This window comes from Anaeromicrobium sp. (assembly GCF_025210435.1).
Classification (GTDB): Bacteria; Bacillota; Clostridia; order Peptostreptococcales; family Thermotaleaceae; genus Anaeromicrobium.
In genome coordinates this window covers 1-23,239 of sequence record NZ_JAOART010000139.1, presented here as the reverse complement: position 1 = coordinate 23,239, position 23,239 = coordinate 1, and the positions used below count along the sequence as shown (strand labels likewise).

Sequence of the window (23,239 nt, the reverse complement as noted above, 5' to 3'; positions counted from 1 at the left end):
CAAGTCCTTGTCACAAGCGAAAGTGTGAATCTTCGTATATAGGTTCATGTGTCATGTTGGAGTAGCATAGGATGTTGTGACGTTCCAGGGTTCCAAAGATTTTCAATATATTTTCCCTTATAGGCAAGTTACTGTATAAAATTAATTTATTACTACGAAATCTATACAGATTTCTCATGTGAAAATTTGCTTTATATTTTCCTTCGTAGGCAAGTTATTGTATAGAGAAGGCTTGGGTTGATAAATCTATAACTTAATTAAGTTGTAAGGTTGTTTATCTATATTTACATAAACTGCGAAAGAGTGTGAATTATGATAGAAAATGAATTTTTACCTATAAGTAAAGAAGATATGAAAAAAAGGGGTTGGGATTACTTAGACTTTATAATAGTTACGGGAGATGCTTATGTGGATCATCCTAGTTTTGGTGGCCCCGTAATTGGTAGAACATTAGAGGGAGCTGGATATAAGGTTGGTATAATAGCTCAGCCCGATTGGAGAAAGGTGGATGACTTTAAGAAATTAGGAAAGCCTCGTCTCGGATTTTTAGTTACAGCTGGTAATATAGATTCTATGGTTAATCACTATAGTGTGAGTAAAAAAAGAAGGGACAAGGACCTATATTCTCCAGGTGGTAAAATGGGGTTAAGGCCTGATAGAGCCACTATTGTATATACTAACATGGTAAAGAGGGCATATAAAAAGGTTCCTATAATATTAGGTGGAATAGAAGCTAGTTTAAGAAGATTTGCCCATTATGATTATTGGGATGACAAGGTAAGAAGATCAATCCTTTATGATAGTGAGGCGGATTTGTTAATATATGGAATGGGAGAAAATCAAGTATTAGAACTGGCGGAATATTTAAGTAGTGGAGTAAATATAAAACATATTAATCATATAAGGGGAACTGTATATAAGGCTGATACTTTAGAAAATGTATATGACTATGTAAAAATTCCAGCCTTTGAGGATGTTTTTGAAGATAAAATAAAGTATGCACAGGCATTTAATGTTCAATATGAAGAGCAGGATAATATAAGGGGTAAGACTATAGTACAAAAGCATAAGGATGAATATATTGTCCAAAATCCACCTACTGACCCCCTTGACCAGGAAAATTTAGACAAGGTATTTAGCTATCCATACATGAGAACATATCATCCCATATATGAAAAGGATGGTGGTATACCAGCTATTAAGGAAGTTAAATTTAGCCTTATAAGTGAAAGGGGCTGTTTTGGAAGTTGTTCCTTCTGTGCCCTTACATTTCATCAAGGTAGAGTAATTCAACCTAGAAGTCAAGAGTCCATAATAGAAGAAGCTAAAAGTATTATAAGTGACAAAGATTTTAAAGGATATATACATGATGTGGGTGGGCCTACGGCTAATTTTAGACATAGGGCCTGTGAAAAGCAGAAGAAACATGGTACTTGTAAAAACAAACAATGTCTATTTCCAAAGCCTTGTAATAATTTAAAAGTGGATCATGATGAATATTTAGAACTACTTAGAAAATTAAGGAGCCTTGAGGGAATCAAAAAAGTCTTTGTAAGATCAGGTCTTAGATATGACTATATAATGGCTGATAAAAAGGATAAATTCTTAAAGGAATTATGTGAACATCATGTAAGCGGACAGTTAAAGGTGGCACCGGAACACATATCTCCAAGGGTATTAAAATTAATGGGTAAGCCAGGGCGAAATGTGTATGATAAGTTTGTAGATAAATATTATAAAATAAACGATAAATTAGGGAAAAAACAGTTTTTAGTTCCATATTTAATGTCATCCCATCCTGGTAGTGACCTAAAGGCGGCAATAGAAATGGCTGAATATTTAAGGGATATGAAATATCAGCCTGAACAGGTACAAGATTTTTATCCAACTCCAGGAACCCTATCTACTTGTATGTTCTACACGGGCTTTGATCCAAGAAACATGAAAAAGGTATATGTTCCTAAGGATAGAAGGGAAAAGGCAATGCAAAGGGCATTGTTACAATATAGAAATCCTAAAAATTATGAATTAGTTAAAGAAGCCCTAGAAAAAGCCGGTAGACTAGACTTAATAGGTCATGGGCCAAAATGCTTAATTAGGCCAAGGGAAGATAGAAAATCATATAAGGGAAATAGGTATAAACAGGGGAATAAAAGGCAAAATGAAAGAAGTAGGAATAAGAAGGAAAAAAACACTAGATACGAAAAAAATCAAGGAAGAAAAAAGAAAAAAAGATAATTTGATTTATAATAAGGATTTTAGTAGACTTATATAAGTAAGTAGAGGCTAGGGAGGAAAAATGATGATAACTAAAGAAATGATAGATAGAATTAATTTTTTAGCAAAGAAGTCTAAAGGTGAAGGTTTAACGAATGATGAAAAGATAGAACAAAAGAAATTGAGAGAAGAATATATTAAGGCTTTTAAAAAGAACTTTAGACAACAATTAGAAAATATTGAAATAGTAGATTAAAACCCTTTATTAAAAAGTATTGATTATATTTTCTTGTCAATACTTTTTTATTTTATAGGAGGAAAAAGGAAAAATTTGTAGAATAGAATTAAAGTAAATTAAAAAATGTCAATGGAGGTAGGAATATGGCGGAAAAACAATATGTAATATTTAAGTTAGATAATGAATCCTATGGTGTAGATATAATGAATGTAAAAGAAATAATAGAGTATAAGGAAACAGTAAAGGTTCCAAATACTCTAGATTTTATTGAAGGAATTATTAATCTAAGGGGTGAAATTGTTCCCATTGTGAACTTACAAAAACGATTAAAGACTGGAAATACTAAAGTTACTAATGAGACAAGGGTTATAGTAATAAACATGGAAGATAGACAAGTGGGCTTTATGGTAGATGAAGCTTCTCAAGTTATGAGAATAAGTGAAGAAAATATTGAACCAGCCCCAGAGTTAGTGGCAGGAATTGAGAAAAAATATATTATGGGTGTTGGAAAATTAGAGAACAATATAGTTATACTATTAGACTTGAAATTTATATTAACAGAAGATGAAAAAGCAAAAATAGGAGAAATAAGAAGTGAATAATGTATTTTTTAATATTATTAAAAAAATATATAGTATTAAATGTTGAGAAGAAATGTGATTTGACAACAGTATAAGCTAAAAAATCGCCCATATATAGTGTATAATTCCTAGTAAGATACAAGTTATGGGGGGATGTGTATGAAAAAGGCTTTATTGTTTTTTTTAGTTATTATTGCCATTATTGTCCAGTTAAACAATAATACTATTAATGCAAAGGCCATAGATTGTAATTCAGAAGAACAGGTATTGATAGAATCTTTGTTAAAGGCTAGGTTAGAAGTTTGGAATAAGGTATATGATCCTAGTGTGGACAAGCCAAACTGGGTGGAAGAACTAAAAAAATATGTTACAAATCCACTATTGGAGTATGATGTAAATGCATTTATTCAATTGACAAAAAATCCTACAGATATGGATAAAGTAAACCATGTAAAAATAAAAGAAATAAAAAAAATAGATAGAAAAGAAGATGCAATAAGAGCAATAGTATGTGCCATATGGACAATAGAAGGAAAAAAAGGCACATATATGGAGAATATAGAATATGAAATCTTACTTAAAAAAGAAAATTCACAATGGAAAATAAGTGATTACAAAATTAATGAATAACAGAAGTGGTTTATCCATTTCTGTTATTTGTTTTATAAAGAATATGCCTTATACTTCCCATATTCAATTCCATAATAGACCAGATTAAATGGACAAAAGGGAATAATTTAAAGTATAATTCTATGAAAAAGCAAAATCTCCTACATAGGTCCTATGCCAATATGACCATATTATAAATAAAAGCACAATTCCTTTATAAAATAACCACAAATCACTAAGGTATATATGATAAAATATAATTTATAGAATATTTGTCTAAAAGAGCAAAATAGAGGTGCTTGTATGGATGTAACTAGTTTTAACACAAAGAAGATGAATCAAATAGTTAAACAGACAATAGGTTCTATTGATGATGGAAGAAATAAAATTTTTGACATAGCAGAATCTGTAAGAACCGAATGTAAAAATATTGAAAATCAATTAGAAGAGGTAAAGCATAGGGCAGTTAAAGTAATAAAAGAAGTGGATGAAATAGAAATTGCTGAGAAAAACAGTAGAAGAAAACTACTACATGTGAGTAAAAACTTTAAAGAACACACAGAAGATGAAATAAAGGTAACCTATGAAGAAGCTAAAAATCTACAGGTAAAGATTCATATCAAGAGGAAAGAAGAACAAGAACTTATACAAGAGAGAACTAGCTTAGAACAAAGGTTAAAGGCTACAAAGGAAATTGCCCATAAGGCAGAAGAATTAATATCGAAAGTGGGATTAGCCATGTCATGTTTAACAGACAATTTACAAGATGTAGTTGAACACTTAGAAGATGTAGAATATAGACAAGCAATAGCTGTAAAGGTCATAAAGGCTCAGGAGGATGAGAGACAGAGAATAGCTAGAGAAATTCATGATGGACCTGCTCAATCTATGGCAAATGCTGTTTTAAAAGCAGAGTTATGTAATAAACTTATGGACAGGGACGGTGAAAGGGCTAAGGGTGAGATAAATAATTTAAAAGGCATAGTTAGGGATTCACTAAAGGATATTAGAAAAATAATATATGATCTAAGACCCATGGCATTAGACGATTTAGGTCTAGTTCCAACTCTAGAGCAGTTCATATTAAAATATAAGCAGGATTCTCCTATTGATTTGGATTTTATATATATGGGTAATACTATAGAAGTAAACTCAACTGTTCAATTAGTAGTTTTTAGGATAGTACAAGAGGCTTTAAATAATATAAGAAAACATTCTAATGCTCAAAATGCAGTAGTTAAAATTGAATTTACAGACAGATTAATTAATTTAATAATTACTGATGATGGAGATGGATTTAATATGAAGGAAAAGCTTGAATCTAATAAACTTAAGAAAGATGGAGGCTTTGGACTTTTTATAATGCAAGAGAGAGTAGAACTATTAAAGGGCAAATTTAATATACGTAGTAGTGTAGGAATTGGAACGAGTATAAGAGTTTGTGTACCAATAAAAAAGGAGTGTGATCCATTTAATGAAAACTAAAACCAGTATTTTAATAGCAGATGACCATGCCCTTATGCGTGAAGGATTAAAGCAAATTATTGAACTAGAAGATGATATGAATGTTATTGGTTTAGCTGTTGATGGAGAAGATGCTGTATCAAAGGTTCAAAAATTAAAGCCAGATGTGGTATTATTAGACATTAATATGCCTAAGATGAATGGTATTCAAGCCCTAAGAAGATTAAAGGATATGGGAATTGATTCTAAAGTAATAATGCTTACATTTCATGAAGAGAGGGAATATTTATTTCAAACAATGAATATGGGTGCTTCTGGATATATGATTAAAGATACGGAATCTGACATATTAGTAAAGGCCATAAGAGATGTGGCTAAGGGATATAATTATGTTCACCCTTCCCTATCTAAGGTTATTCATTTTAAAGAAAATGATAAAAAATATGAGGAAAACAAGAAAAATAAATTAACAAGAAGAGAATACGAGGTTTTAGAATTAATAGCAGATGGTAAGAATAATAAGGAGATCGCAAAGGATTTATTTATTAGTGAAAAAACTGTCAAGAATCATGTATCTAATATATTTAAGAAATTAGAGGTAAATGATAGAACTCAGGCTGCAATCTACGCATATAAGAATAACATAAAGCCAATATAAAGGGAGTGGTTTCGTTGACACTAGACTTAGGATTTGAATTTAAAAATGGTTGGAAGTGTATTGATGAAAGGGAAAAAGAGAAACTTGAAGGATTAAACAAAAATTATATGGAGTTCCTTAATAATGGTAAAACTGAAAGGGAATGTGTAAAGGCAATTATAAAGTCTGCAGAGGAAAATGGATTTGTACATATAGATGAGTTTTTAAGTAAAAGAAAAAAACTAGTAAAGGGAAGTAAAATTTATGTAAATTATAAGGAAAAATCTGCAGTACTTATGGTCATGGGAAAGAACCCTTTAGAAAAGGGAATGAATATAGTGGCCTCCCATATAGATTCTCCAAGACTAGATTTAAAACAATATCCCTTATATGAAGATGGAAACATGGCTCTTTTAAAGACCCACTATTATGGAGGTATTAAAAAATATCAATGGACTTCCATACCACTGAGTTTACATGGTATTGTAATAAAAAATAGTGGAGAAAAAATAGAAATAAATATAGGTGAAGATAAGGATGACCCTGTATTTTACATATCAGATTTATTACCACATCTATCTAAGAATCAAAATGAGAAAAAATTGGCAGAAGCTATCACAGGGGAAGGGCTAAACATTATAATAGGAAGTATTCCCTTTAATGAGAAGGATATGAAAGATCCTATAAAGTACAACACCCTTAAAATATTGAAAGAAAAGTACAATATTGAAGAAAAGGATTTTTTAACGGCAGAAATAGAAGTAGTACCGGCTATAGAAGCTAGGGAAGTAGGTCTAGATAGATCTATTATAGGTTCCTATGGACAAGATGATAGAGTATGTGCATATACATCTTTGAGATCCATATTAGAGGTTGAAAATCCAACTAATATGGCAGTGGCCTTGTTTGTAGACAAAGAAGAAGTAGGAAGCATGGGTAATACGGGAATGCAGTCCAAATTCTTTGAAAATATCATAGGAGAATTAGTGGCATTAGAGGATGATAAACTAATAGATATTAAAATTAGAAAAAGTTTTGGAAATTCAAAAGTATTATCTGCCGATGTGGGTTGTGCCTTTGATCCTAACTATCCAGATGTGGTAGATAAAAGAAATGTGGCATACCTTGGAAAGGGTGTATTAGTATGTAAATATACTGGTGCAAGGGGAAAATCTGGATCAAATGATGCAAGTGCAGAATTTATACACCAAGTAAGTAAATTATTTGATGAAAATAATATAGTATGGCAAATAGGAGAACTTGGAAAGGTAGATCAAGGTGGGGGCGGAACCATAGCCTACATATTAGCCAATTATGGAGCAGAAGTTATAGATTGTGGAGTACCACTTTTAAGTATGCATGCTCCTGTGGAACTTGCTAGCAAGATGGATATCTATATGGCATATAAAGCATATAAGGCCTTTTTGAAGGCATAAAAAAACAGCATGGATTTTAATCCATGCTGTTTTTTAATATGAATTCTTTAAATTTTTGAGCTGTAGGAGACAGAAATTTAGATTTATGATATACGAAGTGAAATTTTCTAGTAAGATTATTATCTTCAAGGTATATTCTTTTTATCTCACCGTATTTTAGTTCTGTTTCTATGGATCTACTTGAAACAATGGAAAGGCCTAGATTATACTTAACACATTCTTTTATGGCTTGAATATTTTCTATATGAGCTATCACATTTAAATCTTCAATTTTTATATTCCTCTTTTTTAATATATTTTCGAAAAAATTCCTAGTTCCAGATCCCTTCTCCCTTATAATAATTCTTTCTGATAATAAATCCTGTATGCTCATAGTAGAAATATTTTCATATTTAGGAATATTAGGAGCTATTACAACTAAATCATCTTCAGCTATTTGTATATATTCTAGACTAGGATTAGAGACCTTATCCCCTACAAATCCAAAATCTATAAGGCCAGATAAAATATCACTTACGACCCTTTGGGAATCGTAGTGCATTACTTTAAATATTACATTGGGATAATTTTTACTAAATGAACTTATTAGAAATGGTAAAATATATTGTTCTGGAATAGAGCTACATACTAATTCTAAAGTTCCAGAAATATTATTTCCTAAAGACTTTAAAGAAGACAGAGCTTCTTCTTTTTTATTTAGTATTTCTATTGCATAGGCTAAGAAAGTCTCTCCGGCTTGGGTGAGGGTGATATTTTTACTATATCTATTAATAAGTGTAGTCCCTAATGCATTTTCAAGGTTTTGAATATGATTACTAATAGTAGGTTGAGTCAAAAACAAGAAATCTGCAGCTTTAGAAAAACTTTTCAATCTGGCAATTGTCACGAATGTTTCCACGTGTTTAAAGTCCATAGAATTACCTCCAATACTAGTGTTTATATTTAATTTTATCATATAAAATAAGCCTTTAGAAGGATTTTCCTAAAGACCCATTACTAAAATGGTATAAACCTTGTTTTTAAGGACATACTTAATTCATTGAAAGAAGATCTTTTAAAATTATTGTGTAAAAATAGTGGAACCATATCTTCACTATTAATTCTTAATACTATATTATGAAAATCCAAATTTTTCACATTTGAAACAATTAATTTTAATATTGTATCTTCAATAGGACTATCCTTATCAGAAGAGTTAACATAGAAGGTATCAATATAAACGTAGGGGGTTGTACTAAGATTGTCATGGCAAAACCTTATGGATATATCTATAGTATTATTGCTAAAGTATTTAAAGGTCCATTGATTTTTTTTTGAGTCTGTAAATAGCTTGCATGTACAGGTAGAACCACATAAAGTAGAAAATTTTTTTGACAAATTTAAAAAATTAACGGCATTTAGTCTTTCGTGGATAGGTATGATTTTTCTAATGAGTTTTTCTTTAGGGATAAAATCCATAATATCCCCCTCCTATTTTAGTATGTGATAATAGAATATATGATATTATAAATTATAATATGATTATTATCTTTTGAAGATTTTAAGGAGGAATGAAATATGAAAGGCTTATCTTGGGTAATTAGAAACTATAGAAGAATAAAAGCTACTTATGCCCACTTGAAAAATCCTAGTACAAGTATTTTTGATAAAATTCTAATATTATTTTCCTTTTTATATTTAATAAATCCTGCAGATATTATAGCAGATCCTGTATTAGGCATAGGCATTATTGATGATATGGTAGTTATTTTATTTCTATTAAGTACCATAGGGGAAAAGTTAGATAAATATCCAATTGAAAGAAATAATAAGAAAAGATATGAAGATAAAAATTTAATTAAAGATGTGGAATATGAGGTTTTTGATAAGGAAAACACGAACAATCAAAAAGAAAAATAAAAAAATATACACAAAGTAAAAACTGTGATATAATTTCCTTAGACAAAAAAAGAGGTGGATAACATGGATAATAATATTAGAGAAGTTTTATATAGTGAAGAAAAAATAAAAAATAAAGTAAAGGAAATAGCAGATAAAATAACAGAAGATTACCAAGGGCAAGAGGTCTTGCTAGTGGGTGTATTAAAGGGTGCTAATATGTTTATGGCTGACTTAATGCGTCAAATACAATTACCTGTTAGTATAGATTTTATGGCAGTATCTAGTTATGGACATTCTACACAAAGTTCGGGAGTAGTGAAAATTTTAAAGGATTTAGATAATAGTATAGAAAATAAAAATGTAATAATAGTAGAGGACATAATAGATTCAGGCCTGACATTACACTATATTTGTGAAAACTTATTATCGAGAAAGCCTAATAGTTTAAAAATATGTACCCTATTAGATAAGCCAGAAAGAAGAACTATTAATATGACAGTAGATTATAAGGGCTTTAATATTCCAGATGAGTTTATTGTTGGATATGGTATCGATTATGCAGAAAAATTTAGAAACTTACCCTACATTGGCATATTAGATAGACGAGTATACGAAAAATAATTTAATAGAAAATTTCCAGTGAAAGAATAAAAAACTCTATAAAACCTATACTATTAATGAATAAGTAGTATTAGGAGGGTAAATATGAACTCAAATTTTGAACAAGTAAAACAACAATTTAAAGCAGCTGATGTGGATGAGAAAATAAGAATATATACAACTACAAAGGGATTAACGGTAGAAGAGTTTAAAGAACTTCTAAGGATGTTTCCCCTTCAACATTTAGACAAATTAGAAAGAGCTATGGCTTAAATATGCCTAAAATAAGTAAAGGTGTGATCCTAGGATTACATCTTTATTTTATAAGAAATATTAAGGCATATGAAAAAAGGCAAATGGGGACTAGAGTAAAAGGGAGCATTTTAGGTGCTCTTTTTTATGTAATTTAAAACCCTTTGCCAGCCAAGGGGAATGGGGCAATTATTTAATATATATCCTTCTAAAAACTCACATTCCCTTTCGGTTAAGAAGCGTATGGGAATAATAAGGGTATAGCCATTTTCTTTAAGCATTTTCATAAATATTTTTTTTTCCTTAAGAGACATGATTTTTTTTGAATTACTGGAAAGAATATGAGTATTGGAAATGGAATTGTAGAAGTAATTTTCCTTAGTATAATCATAGATATCCATAGTATTTTCTATAAAAGAATAAATAGATTGCTTAAACTCCACATCCTGAAATATTAGTTTCCCATAAGATTGCCACTCTTCGCAAGAAAATAAAGTATTAATAAAGGAATCGTATTTTAAAGAACCATTTTTTAGTCCCTTGAAATATTTTCTAATATGCTTTTTAGTATAATTAGATATTTTATTTTGTTCAAGGTCAGTTAAATCGCTAATCTTCATAGAAATCCTCCTATAGTTTCTAGTATATCCATAAATATGGAAATTTATAGCCCTTGAGGAAGGAAAAAAACTCTAGCCTTTGTAAATATATTGAAATTTGTATATAATTAAAATTGCCATACAAGGAGGGATAAAATGAAAGCACTAGTTGTATTAGGCAGTCCTAGGAAATCCATGAATACAGATTTTGTTTTAGATTGTATAATAGATGGAATGAAAGAAAGGAATGTGCAGGTGGAAAAGGTTTTTTTAAGAAATATGAATATAAAACATTGTATAGATTGTAAGGCCTGTGCTGAAACAGGTTATTGCAGTATAGATGATGATATGAAATTATTGTACCCTAAATTAGACGAAGCACATATTGTTGTATTAGGAAGTCCCTTATATTTTAATTCTGTAAGTAGTATTACTAAAACTATGATTGATAGATGTGAGGCCTTTTGGTGTAGTAAATATTTATTAAAAAAATCTTCTATTGATAGAAATAAAAAGAGAAAAGGAATATTTGTATGTACTGCAGGTTCGAAGGCTAATGACCATCAATTTAAAGGAGCTACCCTGGTGGCTGATTTGTTTTTTAAGGCTGTAAATGCGGAGTATACCTATGATGTGCTAATTGATAATACTGATGAAAAAAACACAAAAAAGAGAGAAGAAGTAGGCCGTGTTGCATATAATAGGGGGAAAGAAATTGTAGATCAATTAGTATAGGAAAAAAAATCAATTATTCTACAATCTATTTTACAAAGAAAATTGAAATTTTGTCATAGTAGGTATATAATATATAAGGGTATTTTGTATACATACAAATTTAATAAGAGGTGGAGAAAAAATGTCAAAGTTTTATGTACCAGTAGGATTATCTAACAGACACATTCATTTAAGTAAAAGAGATGTGGAAGCATTATTTGGTGAAGGATATGAGCTTACTAAGTTTAAAGATCTAGCTCAACCGGGACAATATGCAGCTGCAGAAAAAATCGATATAGTAGGTCCTAAGGGGACTATAAAGGGTGTTAGAGTTTTAGGTCCTGTTAGAAAAGATACACAAATTGAAATATCTTTAGCAGATGGATTTGCACTAGGTGTTAAGCCGCCTGTAAGAGATTCAGGAGATATAGAAGGAAGTCCAGGGGCTAAAATTGTAGGACCAAAGGGTGAAGTAACTATAGATAAGGGAATTATAGCTGCAGCAAGACACATTCACATGCATACTTCAGATGCAGAAGCTATGGGGATTTCAGATAGAGATTTAGTAAAAGTAAAGGTTGAAGGTAAAAGAGGCTTAATATTTGAAAATGTATTAGCAAGAGTACATGAAGAATTTAAATTAGAATTCCATGTGGATATAGAAGAAGGTAATGCTGCAGGAATTAAGAACGGGCAAGAATTAGAAATAATTAAATAATAAGTAAATTACATAAACTAAAGGCTATGAAAAAAATTCATAGCTTTTAGTTTATGTAAAAATATCCTATAAACTTAAAGGAAGTGGAATGATGGAAAAAAAATTCAAAGATATGAAAGTCCTTTATTCAGGCTGGATGAAGCTATTTAAGGTAATGGTTGGGGACAGATGGTATGAATACTTAAAAAATCACGATGCAGTGGCTGCCATAGTGAAGGATCAGGATGGGAAAATACTATTGGTGGAACAATTTAGACCAGCCCTTTTGTCTAAGACCTTAGAGATACCTGCTGGATGTATTGATAAGGAAAATAAATCAAGGGAAGAGATAATGAGGGAAGAATTAATAGAAGAGGCAGGAATACATGTGCCTATAGAAAAGATAAAGGAATGTATTACTTATAAACCTATAGTAGGATTTAGTAGTAGTACTATGCATATTTATGAGATTCAACTAGATATTATAGGAGAAGATAAAAAAATAGAAAATGATGATGTGACAGGAACAAGGTGGATAACCATGGGGGATATTGAAAATTTCATTAAGGATGAAAGGATAGTAGATAGTAAAACTATTATGTCTTATTTTTATTTAAAGGGGAAAAGGGTTGATACTAAAATATAAGGATCTGAAAGTAAGTATATTTTTCAGAAACAGAAAAACTTTAAAGTTAGAAATAGTAGATAAAAATCACATAAGGGTTACTGCCCCTGAAAAAACTAGTATGAATCATATTTTTAAGTTCATAGATAAAAATGAAAAATGGATATATGAAAAATTTTTATTAAAAAGATATATTAAAAGTATATCACAGGAGAATACAAAACTATTATTTTTCGGAGAAGAATTTTCAGTTAAGATAATAACTAATGAAAAAGAGAGAGTATATATAAAGGACAAAACTATCATAGTTAATGGAAAGGATAAAAATCAAGAAAGAATTAAATTTTTATTAAAAGAATGGTATAGGTATCACACTAAAAGATATGTTGAGACTAGAATAAATGATTTTAGCCACAAATTGAAACTATTTCCCGGGCATATACGAATAAAGGATGTAAAAACTAGATGGGGTAGTTGTAGTAGCAAAGGAAATTTGAACTTTAATTTAAGGTTAGCCATGGCTCCTAGGAGAGTTATAGATTACGTTATTATACATGAAATGTGCCATCTAGTACACCTTAATCACTCAAAAGAATTTTGGAGTTTAGTGGGAAAAATACTACCTGATTATAAAGAATATGAAAAACAACTGAAGGAAATTGAAACATATATGATAATATAGTTTATTTACATGGATAGGGACAAAGAATCTCTATCTTTTTATTTGAAATAAATTTTTTATAAGGGTAGAATATAAGAAGGAAAACACATGAAAAGGGAGGAAGCTATGGAGATTATTTTTATAATATCATTTGTGGTTATAATTATTTTTCAAATTTTAATCTTACTGAAATTTAAGGATGTTAATTCAAAGGGGAAATTATCTAAAATAGAAGAACAATTAATAAAGATTGAAATGACAAGTAATAGGATACCTGATTCTGTAGAAATTAAAACTAGAGGATCAGTTAAGGAAAGTATGATGAAACTATCAGAGGGAATAATAGATCGTTTTGCCCAATTAGAATTAAGATTGAATAAGGATATGGCCAGTAGTACCACAACTTTAGTAGAAAATTTTGGACTACTTAAGAATCAACTGAATAAGGATTTTATAAATTTTAAGGATGATATGAAAAAAGATCTAAATGAAGATTTTATGAAATTGAATAATACGGTGGAAAATAGATTAGAGCGAATAAATGAAAAGGTTGAAGATAAATTAAAAGAAGGATTTGAAAAGACCACAAATACCTTTAACAGCATATTAGAAAGACTATCAAAAATTGATGAGGCCCAAAAGAAAATAGATAGTCTATCTGGAGAAATAGTGTCACTACAGGATGTACTCACAGATAAAAAGAGTAGGGGAATATTTGGAGAGATTCAGCTAAATCAAATACTTTATTCTGTATTTGGAGAAGTTAATGATAGGGTTTTTAAAATTCAGCATAAATTAAGGAATAATACTATTGTGGATGCCATATTATTTGGGCCAGAACCTATGGGAAATATAGCCATAGATTCAAAATTTCCCTTAGAAAATTATAAGAGAATGATGGATAAAAGTTTAGACATAAAGGAAAGGGAAAATGCCACTAAGGACTTTAAAATAAATGTTAAAAAGCATATAGATGATATAGCAGATAAATACATAATAGAAGAAGAAACAGCAAATCAGGCTATTATGTTTCTACCAGCTGAAGCTATTTTTGCAGAAATAAATGCCTATCATATGGACATTATAGAGTATTCTCAAAAGAAATGTATATGGATTGCATCACCTACTACCCTAATGGCTGTACTTACTACCCTACAAGTGGTTATGAGGAATGCTGAAAGGGAAAAATATGCTCATATTATTCAAAGGGAATTAAATAACCTAGGAAAGGAATTTGATAGGTACAAAAGGCGATGGGATAATTTATCAAAGCATATTGATACGGTACACAAGGATGTGAAGGAAATTCACACGACTACGGATAAAATAGGAAAGAGATTTGATTCCATATCAAAGGTAGAATTAGAAGATACTATAAAAATAGAAGAGGAAAGATAAGAATCTCTTATCTTTCCTCTTCTATTTTTAATTGACCCTTAGCTCCAAAATAATTAGTTCCTGCAACTCCAATTAATATTAAAATAGTTCCTAAAACTTGATACCAATAAAAGGGCTCTTTGTATATAAAAACTCCTGCCAATATGGAAACTACAGTTGTAAAGTTTGTAAATACGGCCACATTAGAGGCACTTAGCTTACTAAGATTATAATTAAACAGGAAAAAAGCAACTATTGAAGCTAAAATGCCCAGATAAAGGACAGATACAAGAATATGTATATCCTGTAATGGCAAAAAATACTCATTAAGATTACCAAGACTAATATGCTTATATATGGATATGCCATTGAAAACTATGGCTCCTAGCCACATCATCACAAAGGTAATTTCAACAGGTGTACAATGGGAAGAAAACTTCCTAGCTAATATATTATAAAAAGAGCCACTAATAACTGCTAAAAGTAAAATTAACATACCATATAAATTGATTTGTAGAGTTAATCCCTTCATTACTATCATAAAAATAACACCGGATACGGATATTAATATGAAAGCAAATTGGGATCTAGAAGGTTTTTCATCTAAGAAAATAGGAGCTAAAATAGCCACAAATACAGGGATTAAAGACATCATAATTCCAACTTCTGACGTGGTATTTACCTTTAATGCATTGATTTCAAGAATAAAATATGCAAGAGGCTGAACTGTAGAAAGAATTAATAATTTATACAGGTCTTCCTTTGTATAATTAAGTTTAATAATATTTAATAACTTAAGAACTAAAAGAACAAGGGCTGCCGTACCAAACCTAAGACCTAGGAAGTGATACACGTCAACACTGACTATGGCCTGCTTAGTAAATATAAAGGAAAGGCCCCAGATAGAAAAGACAATTATTGCACAAAAGTAAGGTAATATATTTTTTTTAGACATAATACTCAATCCTCTCATAATAAACATGATATGATGTAGATTGTACATCATATCATGTTTATTTTCAATAGAAGGGTATGATTAAAAATTTTATATATTGAGAATAAATCTTAAAAAAACATGTTGACACAAAAAAAATTTAGTGCTAGAATTACAGAGAAGAAATTAATATGGAAAAGGCCATGACGGAGAGAAGACATTGACACTGTGATTCCAGAGAATTGGGGAAAGGTGAGAGCCCAATGTTATAAGACAATGTGTATGTTCACTCTAGAGCTGTTGCACTAAAAGTAATTCAAGTAGGTGCAAAGGGTTGTCTCCCTTATTAAGACTATAGTTTAGCTAAAATGTATCTAATTTTAGCAGACTAGAAAATGAGATTATTCTATATGCATATTATGTATTTTAGAATTAATTAGAGTGGTACCGTGAAGTCAAGCTTCGCCTCTATATAGGAGGCGAGGCTTTTTTAATTTCTTAAATAGCTAGCTAAGATTCATAACCGGTTAAAAAAATGTCATGACATAATAACTATTTAAAAACATTAAAGAGCAGAGATTTAGGAGGGTTATTATGGATTCAATTAATGGAAAAAATCAGAAGAGAGATAAGTGGGGATCTAAATTAGGGTTTATACTTGCAGCTGCAGGATCAGCTGTAGGGTTAGGTAATTTGTGGAAATTCCCCTATAGTGCGGGAGCTAATGGTGGTGGTGCCTTTGTTATGATATACTTTCTATTCTTAATAACAATAGGATTTCCTCTAATGCTTGCAGCCATAACACTAGGAAGAAAAACACAATTATCAGCAGTAGGTGCATATAGAAGTATTAAGAAGAAATGGGCTTTTGTAGGTGGTTTAGGAGTTATTTGTGGATTTTTCATATTGGCAATGTACAGTACAGTAGGTGGATGGGTAATATACTATGTAATAAAGGCCCTAACAGGTGGCCTTTCATCAAAGGATCCTCAAGTATTAGGTAAAATATTTGGTGGATTTATAACGTCACCAGGAATAAGTGTGGCTTACCAGGGATTATTTTTATTATTAACCCTATTAATTGTTTTAAAGGGAATTAGTTCAGGAATAGAAAGGGCAAGTAAAATAATGATGCCAGCCCTATTTGTAATAATGGTTATAATAGCTATTAGAGCCCTTACTTTAGAAGGAGCATATGAAGGAATTAAATTTTTATTAGTACCTGATTTCTCTAAGATAAATATGAGTGTAATAGTAAATGCATTAGGGCAGGTATTTTTCTCCCTTAGTATAGGTATGGGAGTTATGGTTACTTATGGAAGTTATTTTGATAGAGAATCTAACCTATTAGAGGCAGGAACATCAATACCTATGTTAGACACTATTGTAGCAATTCTTGCAGGATTAGCCACATTACCTGCCGTATTTGCCCTAGGCTTTGAGGCTTCAGCAGGACCAGGTCTTATGTTTGTAACACTGCCAGCTGTATTTTCAAACATGGCATTTGGGAATGTGTTTTGTATTTTGTTCTTCATATTAGTATTATTTGCAGCTTTAACATCTTCAATTTCCATGTTAGAAGTTTGTGTATCTTATTTTGTGGATGAAAAGAATGGAGATAGGATAAAAAGCTCTATAATAATAGCCATAGTAATATTTATGATGGGAGTACCAGCTACCCTTTCAATGGGACCTTGGAGTGACTTGACTATACTTGGAAATTTAAATTTCTTTGATTTTTATGACAAGTTAACATCAAATATTTTACTTACATCAGGTGGTTTACTTTTATCCATATTTGTAGGTTGGGTATGGGGAGCTGATAAGGCCATAGAAGAAATTGAAAGAAATGGTATTAAATTTAAACTAGCACCTATCTGGAAGTTTTTAATTAAGTTCATAGTTCCGCCAGCAGTATCCATAGTATTATTTAACTCTTTTAAAGAAGTAATAACTTCAATTATGTAAAAGGTCCATAAATTAGAATAGAATGGGATTAATCTGCATAGATATTTCTTAGTATAAGCAAACTATAATAAGAAATAAAAGGATTGCAGGTGGTGAATTTGAAAAGTGCCCTTATTATTTATGAGAGCAGATACGGTACTACTAAAGATATTGCAAAGAACCTATCTTATATGATTAAAAAGGTCCATATATGCAAGGCAAGTGAATTTAATAATAATAGGGATTATGACTTAGTTATAATAGGAGCTCCCGTATATTATGATGATTTAGATGAAAAAATATATAGGTATATAGAAGACAATATACTTTGGTTAAAAACTAAGGATATCATGGTGTTTTGTACATGTATGTCTTTAAAAAATAAACATTTATATATGAAGAAAATATCAAATATGCTTAATAAAAATATTATTCATACAAAGGCCATAGGTGGAAAGATAATAGTCAATAATTTAAATAAATTAGATTATTATAGGATGAAAAATTTTACTAAAATAAATGAAATGTGTTTAAGCAATATGGATAATTATGATTTAAAAGAGATAGTAGAATACGGTGAATATATTAAAAGAATAATGAACTAATAAAATTAGGAAGTTAGATGATAAAACTCAGCAAAAGGCTGAGTTTTATTTTTATGAAAAATTTTATAGGGTATATATTCCATATATTCATAATTTCTTTCACCCTCCATATCCTTTCTATTTGAAATTAGAAGGGATAAAGGGTAAAATTAATATATAGCTAAAAATAGGACGATAATAGAAGAATAATGTGGAAATTTGACTTAAAATATAGATTCATAGAAAGATAAGCTGAAATACAGGGATCTTTTCAAGTGAAAGAATGGGTATGACCTATTGTATTTTTATTAGACTAGAATTTTTGAAGGGGCTGAGAATATGGATAGATTACCATTACATTTAAGAATGATAAATAAGTTCTCATTAAGACAGATAATAGTAATACCCATAATAGCAGTAGTAATTTTTGCTGCTTCCATAATTTATATACAGGTTTCTCAATTTGTATACAAGTATTCTGAGAATATTGTGACAAACAATCAAATACAAATAGAAAACCAAATACGAAAAGAATTAGACAACTATTTCGAAATACCCGAATATATAAATACTTTAAATGCTACTTTATCCCAAAATGGACAACTGGATATAAAAGATGAAGTTAATCTAGGAAAGGTGTTCTTAAAAGAAGCATTGAGTCATCCTACTGTTGACTATGTTTATTTTGCTAACGAAAAAGGAGGAATAGTTTCATCTGGTATACACAAAGGAACCTATAGAATGTCCTTTACAGAAGGGATGAAGCAGGGAGATTTTAAAGTTCATGAAGTAGATGAAAATGGAAATAAAATGAAATATATTAAGTCCATAAGGGACTTTGATCCAAGGATAAGATCTTGGTATAAAGAGGCAAAGGATAAAGGTGATCCCTATTGGACAGAAGTTTATTCTGGAGCGCAAGAACCTATTTTAGGAATAAGTACATCATACCCCCTTACATCTAGTAATGGGGAAAAGTTAGGGGTATTTGGTACAGATATTTTGTTATCCCAAATATCTAGTTTTTTAGAAAATCTTAGGATTAGTGAGAATGGAATGGTATATTTATTTGAACCAAATGGTTTAGTAGTGGCAACGTCAACGGATGAACCCCCTTTTATATATGAAAATAGAGAAGAAGAGAGGTTATCCATTGAAAATAGTAGTAACATAGTTATTAGAGAAGGATATAAAATATTTACTAAAGAGATGGATATGGGAAATAAACAAATGAAGAGTATAAGGAAACAATCGACCATATTGGGAGATGACTATTATTATAATATAAGTGAATACTCTCATAAGGATAAGGTAGTCTGGTATATTTTAATAGCTATTCCTAAAAGGGACTTTTGGGGAGATGTGGAATCATTATTCACAAATTTTAAAATCATATTTGGGGTAGTATTATTTATCACATTATTATTAGGTATATATGTATCAAACTGGATAGTAAAACCTATAAAAACACTTAACTATAGGGTAGGAGAAATTAAGAACAATAATTGGGGAGTACAAATAGACACATATAGAAGGGATGCCCTAGGAGAATTAACTAGGTCTTTTAATGAAATGTCTAGCCAATTAAGGGAATATTTTATTCAATTATCAGATAAGCAAGAAGAACTGGAATATATGAATATGAACCTTGAAGAGATTGTAGAAGAAAGAACCAAAAAATTAGAATTACTAAGTAATACTGATGAACTTACTAGTATTTTTAATAGGAGATATTTAATAGAAACATTAGAAGAGAGTATGAAGAGAGCAAAGAAAAATAATGAAAGTCTATCAATAATGATACTGGATATTGATCATTTTAAAAGAGTTAATGATAATTATGGACATGTATATGGAGATGAAACATTAATTATCCTGTCAAATTGTCTAAAAAATGCCATAAGGGAAATAGATATACTTGGTAGATATGGAGGAGAAGAATTTATGATTGTTTTACCAAAAACCCATGTGGAAGATGCTTTTAAGATAGCTGAAAGAATTAGAAAAGTCATAAGTAATTTGTCCATAGGTAAAATGAATATACGTATTACAATTAGTGGGGGAGTAGCCCAATATGGGGGGGAATCTCTAATGGAGTTTATCAATAGGGCTGATAAGAATTTATATAGGGCTAAGGAAGATGGAAGAAATAGAATAGAAAAATAAAATTTAGATACAAAAAGCTGGAGAATATTAATATTCTCCAGCTTTTTGTATCTAAATTTCCTTATAACTAATTAAAATTATTAAATATGAAAGAATAAATACTACTCCAGCTACTACAAACAACATTACAGGAAATAGGTCTAATAAAGCTCCAGCAAATAAAGAACCACCAACCATACCTACTGAATTGGCAGAGTTTTGAAGTCCCATTATTTTTCCGTGGTCCCTTTTACTAGCCCTTGATATTAATGTTTGAAGTAAAGGCCTATACATGGATAAGAAAAATAAGAATACAACTAAAAGAACTATTGATTTTAATGATAAAAAATCATCAAAGGTAGACAATAGTATAAGGGTTACCCCTGTAATTAATAGAACATATTTTAGAGATTTTTTTTCCCCATATTTTTTAGATATTCTAGGAGTCATATAAACATTTGCAATAATTCCTATAATACCCATAAAGGCCATATAGTAACCTATCTGTAGAGGATTTAGACTCAAGTGTTTTTTTAAGAAATAGTTTATTCCTGTGTTGTATGCCACATAGGAAAAGGATGTTAATAAGACTAAAAAAAGTAGTATTCCTAGAGATCTTGTCATGTATTCTTTAAAATTAATATTAAAATTTAATGTGAAAAATTTATTTTTTTCTTCAGTTCTTTTGGTTTCCATATTACTTTCAGGTAAAAGAAAGTAAACTAGTAGAGCGTGTAGAAGAAGACCACTGGATTGAAGAATAAAGGCATAGTGATAGTCCTTCGCACCAATATAACCTCCTATGAGATAGCCCAAGGATATGCCAAATCTAGTTATGGCAGTATAAACGGATATGGCTTCACTACGTCTTTCACTAGTTGTCTCATCTACTATATAAGCAATAGATACGGTAAATATAGAACAAGCAAAGGTACCACCCATAATTCTAAAAAGGATAATCAACAGGGGAGATGTGGAAAACCCGAAACCTATTTGAGCAAGGGCATAGCCTATAGAAGGAAGGCACAAAAACAATTTCCTAGATTCATATCTATCTGATAAACTTCCCCAAATGGGTGACATGATAAAACTAGCAACAGACATGGCAGCAAACATGATGCCATACATTAAAGAAGACATATTAAGGCTTACTACAAGTTCCGGAGTCACAGGGTGAGCCGTATTAGCAAGTATGGACATGAAAAACATAGCTATAGTTAAATATATTATTTTTTTGTTCAAAATGAGCACCTCGTAATTTATATATTCTTTACACGTGTTACATTATATTCCAATAAATAGGTAGTATCAATAGGAAATTTGAAAATATTTTCACATATAGTTTGACAATAACCTAATAAACTAGTATCTTTAGGCATATGAAAGAAATAAACTAGTCAGTTCCCTGAGGAATTTGGATCATTTTCAAGGCATGGTAAGCGATCATATTAAATATATGTGAGCGATTCCATAACGAAGAAAATAATTCAAATAACCAGTGAAATGACTAATTTATTTCTTTCATATGCCTTAGAGGTAAATAAAGATAGAGAGGACATAAGGAAATGTTTAAAAAACTTGAGAGGATAGATAAAATTCAATTTCTTTACTTTAGCATTATTGCACTTTCAGCCCTTGCTTTGGGATTTAGTCACAATGTAATATCTAATTATTTTAAGGAGGCCTATCATATTACGCCATACCAACGTGGTCTGATTGAAGTTCCAAGGGAATTACCTGGCGTATTAGTTATATTTGTTGTGGCCCTGTTATCATCATTTTCTGACATTCGTATTGCCATGGTGGCTCAAATATTGAGTATTATAGGTATAGGAGCATTAGGTTTTATTACACCACCCTTTGTAATTATGTTAATCTTCATATTTATAAATTCATCGGGAATGCATATGTTTATGCCTGTTCAAGACAGTATAGGCATGTCCTTAATTAAGGATGAAAACATTGGTAAAAGAATGGGTCAATACAAGGGAGTTACAACTTCTTTCACTATGATATCTAGTATATTGGTTTTCATAGGATTTAGAACAGGTATTTTTAGTTTTACAACTAAAATCAAATGGATATTTATCATATCAGCGTCTATTTTAGTATTAGTTTTTATTCTATTATTCTTTTTAGAAAGACTAATAGGGAAATCCATAAAAAGTTCTAAGAAAATAAATTTTGTTTTTAGGAGAGAATACAAGTATTACTACACACTAGTAGTCATGTGGGGTGTTCAAAAACAAATAATGATTGTGTATGGCCCCTGGGTTTTGATTGATATATTAAATAAAAGGGCTGATACATTAGCAGTTTTAAGTATAATAGGGTCCTTTATAGGAATATTTTTTATTCCTGCCCTAGGTAGGTGGATTGATAGATTTGGAATTAAAAAATTACTTTATGCAGATGCCCTATCGTTCATATTTGTTTATTTAGTCTATGGATTACTTAGTGCTGGCTTTGCATCAGGATCATTAGCCACTGTGGGAATTCCAGTAATAGGTGCATATATTCTTTTTATAGTAGACAGAATGTCTACCCAAATGGGTATGATAAGAACCATATATTTAAAATCTATAGTAGTTAAACCATCACATATTACGCCAACCCTTTCATTAGGACTTAGTATAGATCATATAGTTTCCATTACCTGTGCTTATTTAGGAGGAATTGTATGGAGTCTATGGGGACCACAATATATATTCTTTTTAGCAGCATCCCTTTCTTTAGTAAACCTCTATGTGGCCACTAAAGTAAATGACAATAAAAGGGTTGAATCTGTTTAAATTGTGATGGGAATTTTTACCTACATAAGGCACGTTAAAAAAATAAATCAGCCAGATTAGGGATTAATCTGACTATAGATTTCTGGTGTATAAACTTGCTTTATGCGGGCCTATTTCAGGAAAATATATTGAAAATCTTTTCCACCCAAGTCCTTGTCACAAGCGAAAGTGTGAATCTTCGTATATAGGTTCATGAGTCATGTTGGAGTAGCATAGGATGTTGTGACGTTCCAGGGTTCCAAAGATTTT

24 protein-coding genes and 1 other annotated feature are annotated in these 23,239 nt (G+C 30.5%); of the genes, 19 read left to right on the top strand and 5 right to left on the bottom strand.

Annotated elements, in window-relative coordinates; all coding sequences use genetic code 11:
• The first annotated feature begins 312 nt into the window (after nucleotides 1-312).
• The 7 genes from N4A57_RS16985 (at nucleotide 313) to N4A57_RS16955 (ending at nucleotide 7,182) form a co-directional block, all read left to right on the top strand.
• Nucleotides 313-2,238, top strand: coding sequence for a YgiQ family radical SAM protein (locus N4A57_RS16985; protein WP_293659265.1), 1,926 nt, complete (start codon nucleotides 313-315; stop codon nucleotides 2,236-2,238).
• 64 nt (nucleotides 2,239-2,302) lie between these two features.
• Nucleotides 2,303-2,473 carry a DUF896 domain-containing protein gene (locus tag N4A57_RS16980; RefSeq protein ID WP_293659263.1) on the top strand — a complete coding sequence of 57 codons (171 nt, stop codon included), beginning with the start codon at nucleotides 2,303-2,305 and terminating at the stop codon, nucleotides 2,471-2,473.
• 125 nt (nucleotides 2,474-2,598) lie between these two features.
• On the top strand, nucleotides 2,599-3,057 hold the full coding sequence (locus tag N4A57_RS16975; protein WP_293659261.1) for a chemotaxis protein CheW: 459 nt from the start codon (nucleotides 2,599-2,601) through the stop codon (nucleotides 3,055-3,057).
• A gap of 138 nt (nucleotides 3,058-3,195) precedes the next feature.
• The gene (locus N4A57_RS16970; RefSeq protein ID WP_293659259.1) at nucleotides 3,196-3,666 is read left to right on the top strand and encodes a hypothetical protein; all 471 of its coding nucleotides are present in this window, start codon (nucleotides 3,196-3,198) and stop codon (nucleotides 3,664-3,666) included.
• Between the two features lie 282 nt (nucleotides 3,667-3,948).
• Entirely contained in the window at nucleotides 3,949-5,130 is a 1,182-nt protein-coding gene (locus N4A57_RS16965) for a sensor histidine kinase (protein WP_293659258.1), read from the top strand.
• The gene (locus N4A57_RS16960; RefSeq protein ID WP_293659257.1) at nucleotides 5,120-5,767 is read left to right on the top strand and encodes a response regulator; all 648 of its coding nucleotides are present in this window, start codon (nucleotides 5,120-5,122) and stop codon (nucleotides 5,765-5,767) included. Before N4A57_RS16965 ends, N4A57_RS16960 begins: the two co-directional genes overlap by 11 nt.
• A 14-nt stretch (nucleotides 5,768-5,781) precedes the next feature.
• Nucleotides 5,782-7,182 (top strand): aminopeptidase, encoded by a 1,401-nt coding sequence (locus N4A57_RS16955; protein WP_293659256.1) that lies wholly within the window; start codon nucleotides 5,782-5,784, stop codon nucleotides 7,180-7,182.
• A 16-nt stretch (nucleotides 7,183-7,198) separates the two neighbouring features.
• On the opposite strand, the gene N4A57_RS16950 is transcribed toward N4A57_RS16955, so the two are convergent.
• Together N4A57_RS16950 and N4A57_RS16945 are read right to left on the bottom strand one after the other, a co-directional pair.
• On the bottom strand, nucleotides 7,199-8,095 hold the full coding sequence (locus N4A57_RS16950) for a selenium metabolism-associated LysR family transcriptional regulator (protein WP_293659254.1): 897 nt from the start codon (nucleotides 8,093-8,095) through the stop codon (nucleotides 7,199-7,201).
• A gap of 83 nt (nucleotides 8,096-8,178) precedes the next feature.
• Nucleotides 8,179-8,640 (bottom strand): hypothetical protein, encoded by a 462-nt coding sequence (locus tag N4A57_RS16945; RefSeq protein WP_293659252.1) that lies wholly within the window; start codon nucleotides 8,638-8,640, stop codon nucleotides 8,179-8,181.
• A 99-nt stretch (nucleotides 8,641-8,739) separates the two neighbouring features.
• Between N4A57_RS16945 and N4A57_RS16940 the strand changes: the two genes are divergently transcribed.
• From N4A57_RS16940 to N4A57_RS16930, 3 genes are all read left to right on the top strand, one after another.
• Nucleotides 8,740-9,081 carry a YkvA family protein gene (locus N4A57_RS16940; RefSeq protein WP_293659250.1) on the top strand — a complete coding sequence of 114 codons (342 nt, stop codon included), beginning with the start codon at nucleotides 8,740-8,742 and terminating at the stop codon, nucleotides 9,079-9,081.
• A 63-nt stretch (nucleotides 9,082-9,144) separates the two neighbouring features.
• Nucleotides 9,145-9,684, top strand: coding sequence for a hypoxanthine phosphoribosyltransferase (gene hpt, locus N4A57_RS16935; RefSeq protein ID WP_293659249.1), 540 nt, complete (start codon nucleotides 9,145-9,147; stop codon nucleotides 9,682-9,684).
• A gap of 84 nt (nucleotides 9,685-9,768) precedes the next feature.
• Nucleotides 9,769-9,936 carry a hypothetical protein gene (locus tag N4A57_RS16930; RefSeq protein WP_293659248.1) on the top strand — a complete coding sequence of 56 codons (168 nt, stop codon included), beginning with the start codon at nucleotides 9,769-9,771 and terminating at the stop codon, nucleotides 9,934-9,936.
• A gap of 110 nt (nucleotides 9,937-10,046) precedes the next feature.
• Here N4A57_RS16930 and N4A57_RS16925 read toward each other — a convergent pair whose 3' ends face one another.
• On the bottom strand, nucleotides 10,047-10,535 hold the full coding sequence (locus tag N4A57_RS16925; RefSeq protein ID WP_293659246.1) for a hypothetical protein: 489 nt from the start codon (nucleotides 10,533-10,535) through the stop codon (nucleotides 10,047-10,049).
• Between the two features lie 135 nt (nucleotides 10,536-10,670).
• Between N4A57_RS16925 and N4A57_RS16920 the strand changes: the two genes are divergently transcribed.
• The 5 genes from N4A57_RS16920 to N4A57_RS16900 all read left to right on the top strand — a co-directional run bounded on the left by N4A57_RS16920 (nucleotide 10,671) and on the right by N4A57_RS16900 (nucleotide 14,609).
• Nucleotides 10,671-11,249, top strand: a complete 579-nt coding sequence (locus N4A57_RS16920) for a flavodoxin family protein (protein WP_293659245.1) — start codon at nucleotides 10,671-10,673, stop codon at nucleotides 11,247-11,249.
• Nucleotides 11,250-11,370: 121 nt separating this feature from the next.
• Nucleotides 11,371-11,946 (top strand): phosphate propanoyltransferase, encoded by a 576-nt coding sequence (gene pduL / locus N4A57_RS16915; protein ID WP_293659244.1) that lies wholly within the window; start codon nucleotides 11,371-11,373, stop codon nucleotides 11,944-11,946.
• Between the two features lie 91 nt (nucleotides 11,947-12,037).
• Nucleotides 12,038-12,571 (top strand): NUDIX hydrolase, encoded by a 534-nt coding sequence (locus tag N4A57_RS16910; protein ID WP_293659243.1) that lies wholly within the window; start codon nucleotides 12,038-12,040, stop codon nucleotides 12,569-12,571.
• Nucleotides 12,555-13,232, top strand: a complete 678-nt coding sequence (locus N4A57_RS16905; protein ID WP_293659242.1) for a M48 family metallopeptidase — start codon at nucleotides 12,555-12,557, stop codon at nucleotides 13,230-13,232. Before N4A57_RS16910 ends, N4A57_RS16905 begins: the two co-directional genes overlap by 17 nt.
• A 105-nt stretch (nucleotides 13,233-13,337) precedes the next feature.
• Nucleotides 13,338-14,609, top strand: coding sequence for a DNA recombination protein RmuC (locus N4A57_RS16900; protein ID WP_293659241.1), 1,272 nt, complete (start codon nucleotides 13,338-13,340; stop codon nucleotides 14,607-14,609).
• 7 nt (nucleotides 14,610-14,616) lie between these two features.
• Here N4A57_RS16900 and N4A57_RS16895 read toward each other — a convergent pair whose 3' ends face one another.
• Nucleotides 14,617-15,543, bottom strand: coding sequence for a DMT family transporter (locus N4A57_RS16895; protein WP_293659240.1), 927 nt, complete (start codon nucleotides 15,541-15,543; stop codon nucleotides 14,617-14,619).
• A gap of 173 nt (nucleotides 15,544-15,716) precedes the next feature.
• Nucleotides 15,717-15,995 (top strand) — a binding site (T-box leader).
• 121 nt (nucleotides 15,996-16,116) lie between these two features.
• Here N4A57_RS16895 and N4A57_RS16890 point away from each other — a divergent pair.
• The 3 genes from N4A57_RS16890 (at nucleotide 16,117) to N4A57_RS16880 (ending at nucleotide 20,219) form a co-directional block, all read left to right on the top strand.
• Nucleotides 16,117-17,490: a sodium-dependent transporter gene (locus N4A57_RS16890; RefSeq protein ID WP_293659239.1), complete on the top strand. Its 1,374-nt coding sequence runs from the start codon at nucleotides 16,117-16,119 to the stop codon at nucleotides 17,488-17,490.
• A 98-nt stretch (nucleotides 17,491-17,588) separates the two neighbouring features.
• Nucleotides 17,589-18,074: a flavodoxin domain-containing protein gene (locus tag N4A57_RS16885; protein ID WP_293659238.1), complete on the top strand. Its 486-nt coding sequence runs from the start codon at nucleotides 17,589-17,591 to the stop codon at nucleotides 18,072-18,074.
• Between the two features lie 318 nt (nucleotides 18,075-18,392).
• Nucleotides 18,393-20,219, top strand: a complete 1,827-nt coding sequence (locus N4A57_RS16880; RefSeq protein WP_293659237.1) for a sensor domain-containing diguanylate cyclase — start codon at nucleotides 18,393-18,395, stop codon at nucleotides 20,217-20,219.
• 51 nt (nucleotides 20,220-20,270) lie between these two features.
• On the opposite strand, the gene N4A57_RS16875 is transcribed toward N4A57_RS16880, so the two are convergent.
• Nucleotides 20,271-21,440 (bottom strand): MFS transporter, encoded by a 1,170-nt coding sequence (locus tag N4A57_RS16875; RefSeq protein WP_293659236.1) that lies wholly within the window; start codon nucleotides 21,438-21,440, stop codon nucleotides 20,271-20,273.
• 323 nt (nucleotides 21,441-21,763) lie between these two features.
• Here N4A57_RS16875 and N4A57_RS16870 point away from each other — a divergent pair, with 323 nt between their 5' ends.
• A complete protein-coding gene (locus N4A57_RS16870) occupies nucleotides 21,764-22,990 on the top strand; it encodes an MFS transporter (RefSeq protein ID WP_293659235.1) in 1,227 nt (408 codons plus the stop codon).
• The last annotated feature ends 249 nt before the right edge of the window (nucleotides 22,991-23,239 follow it).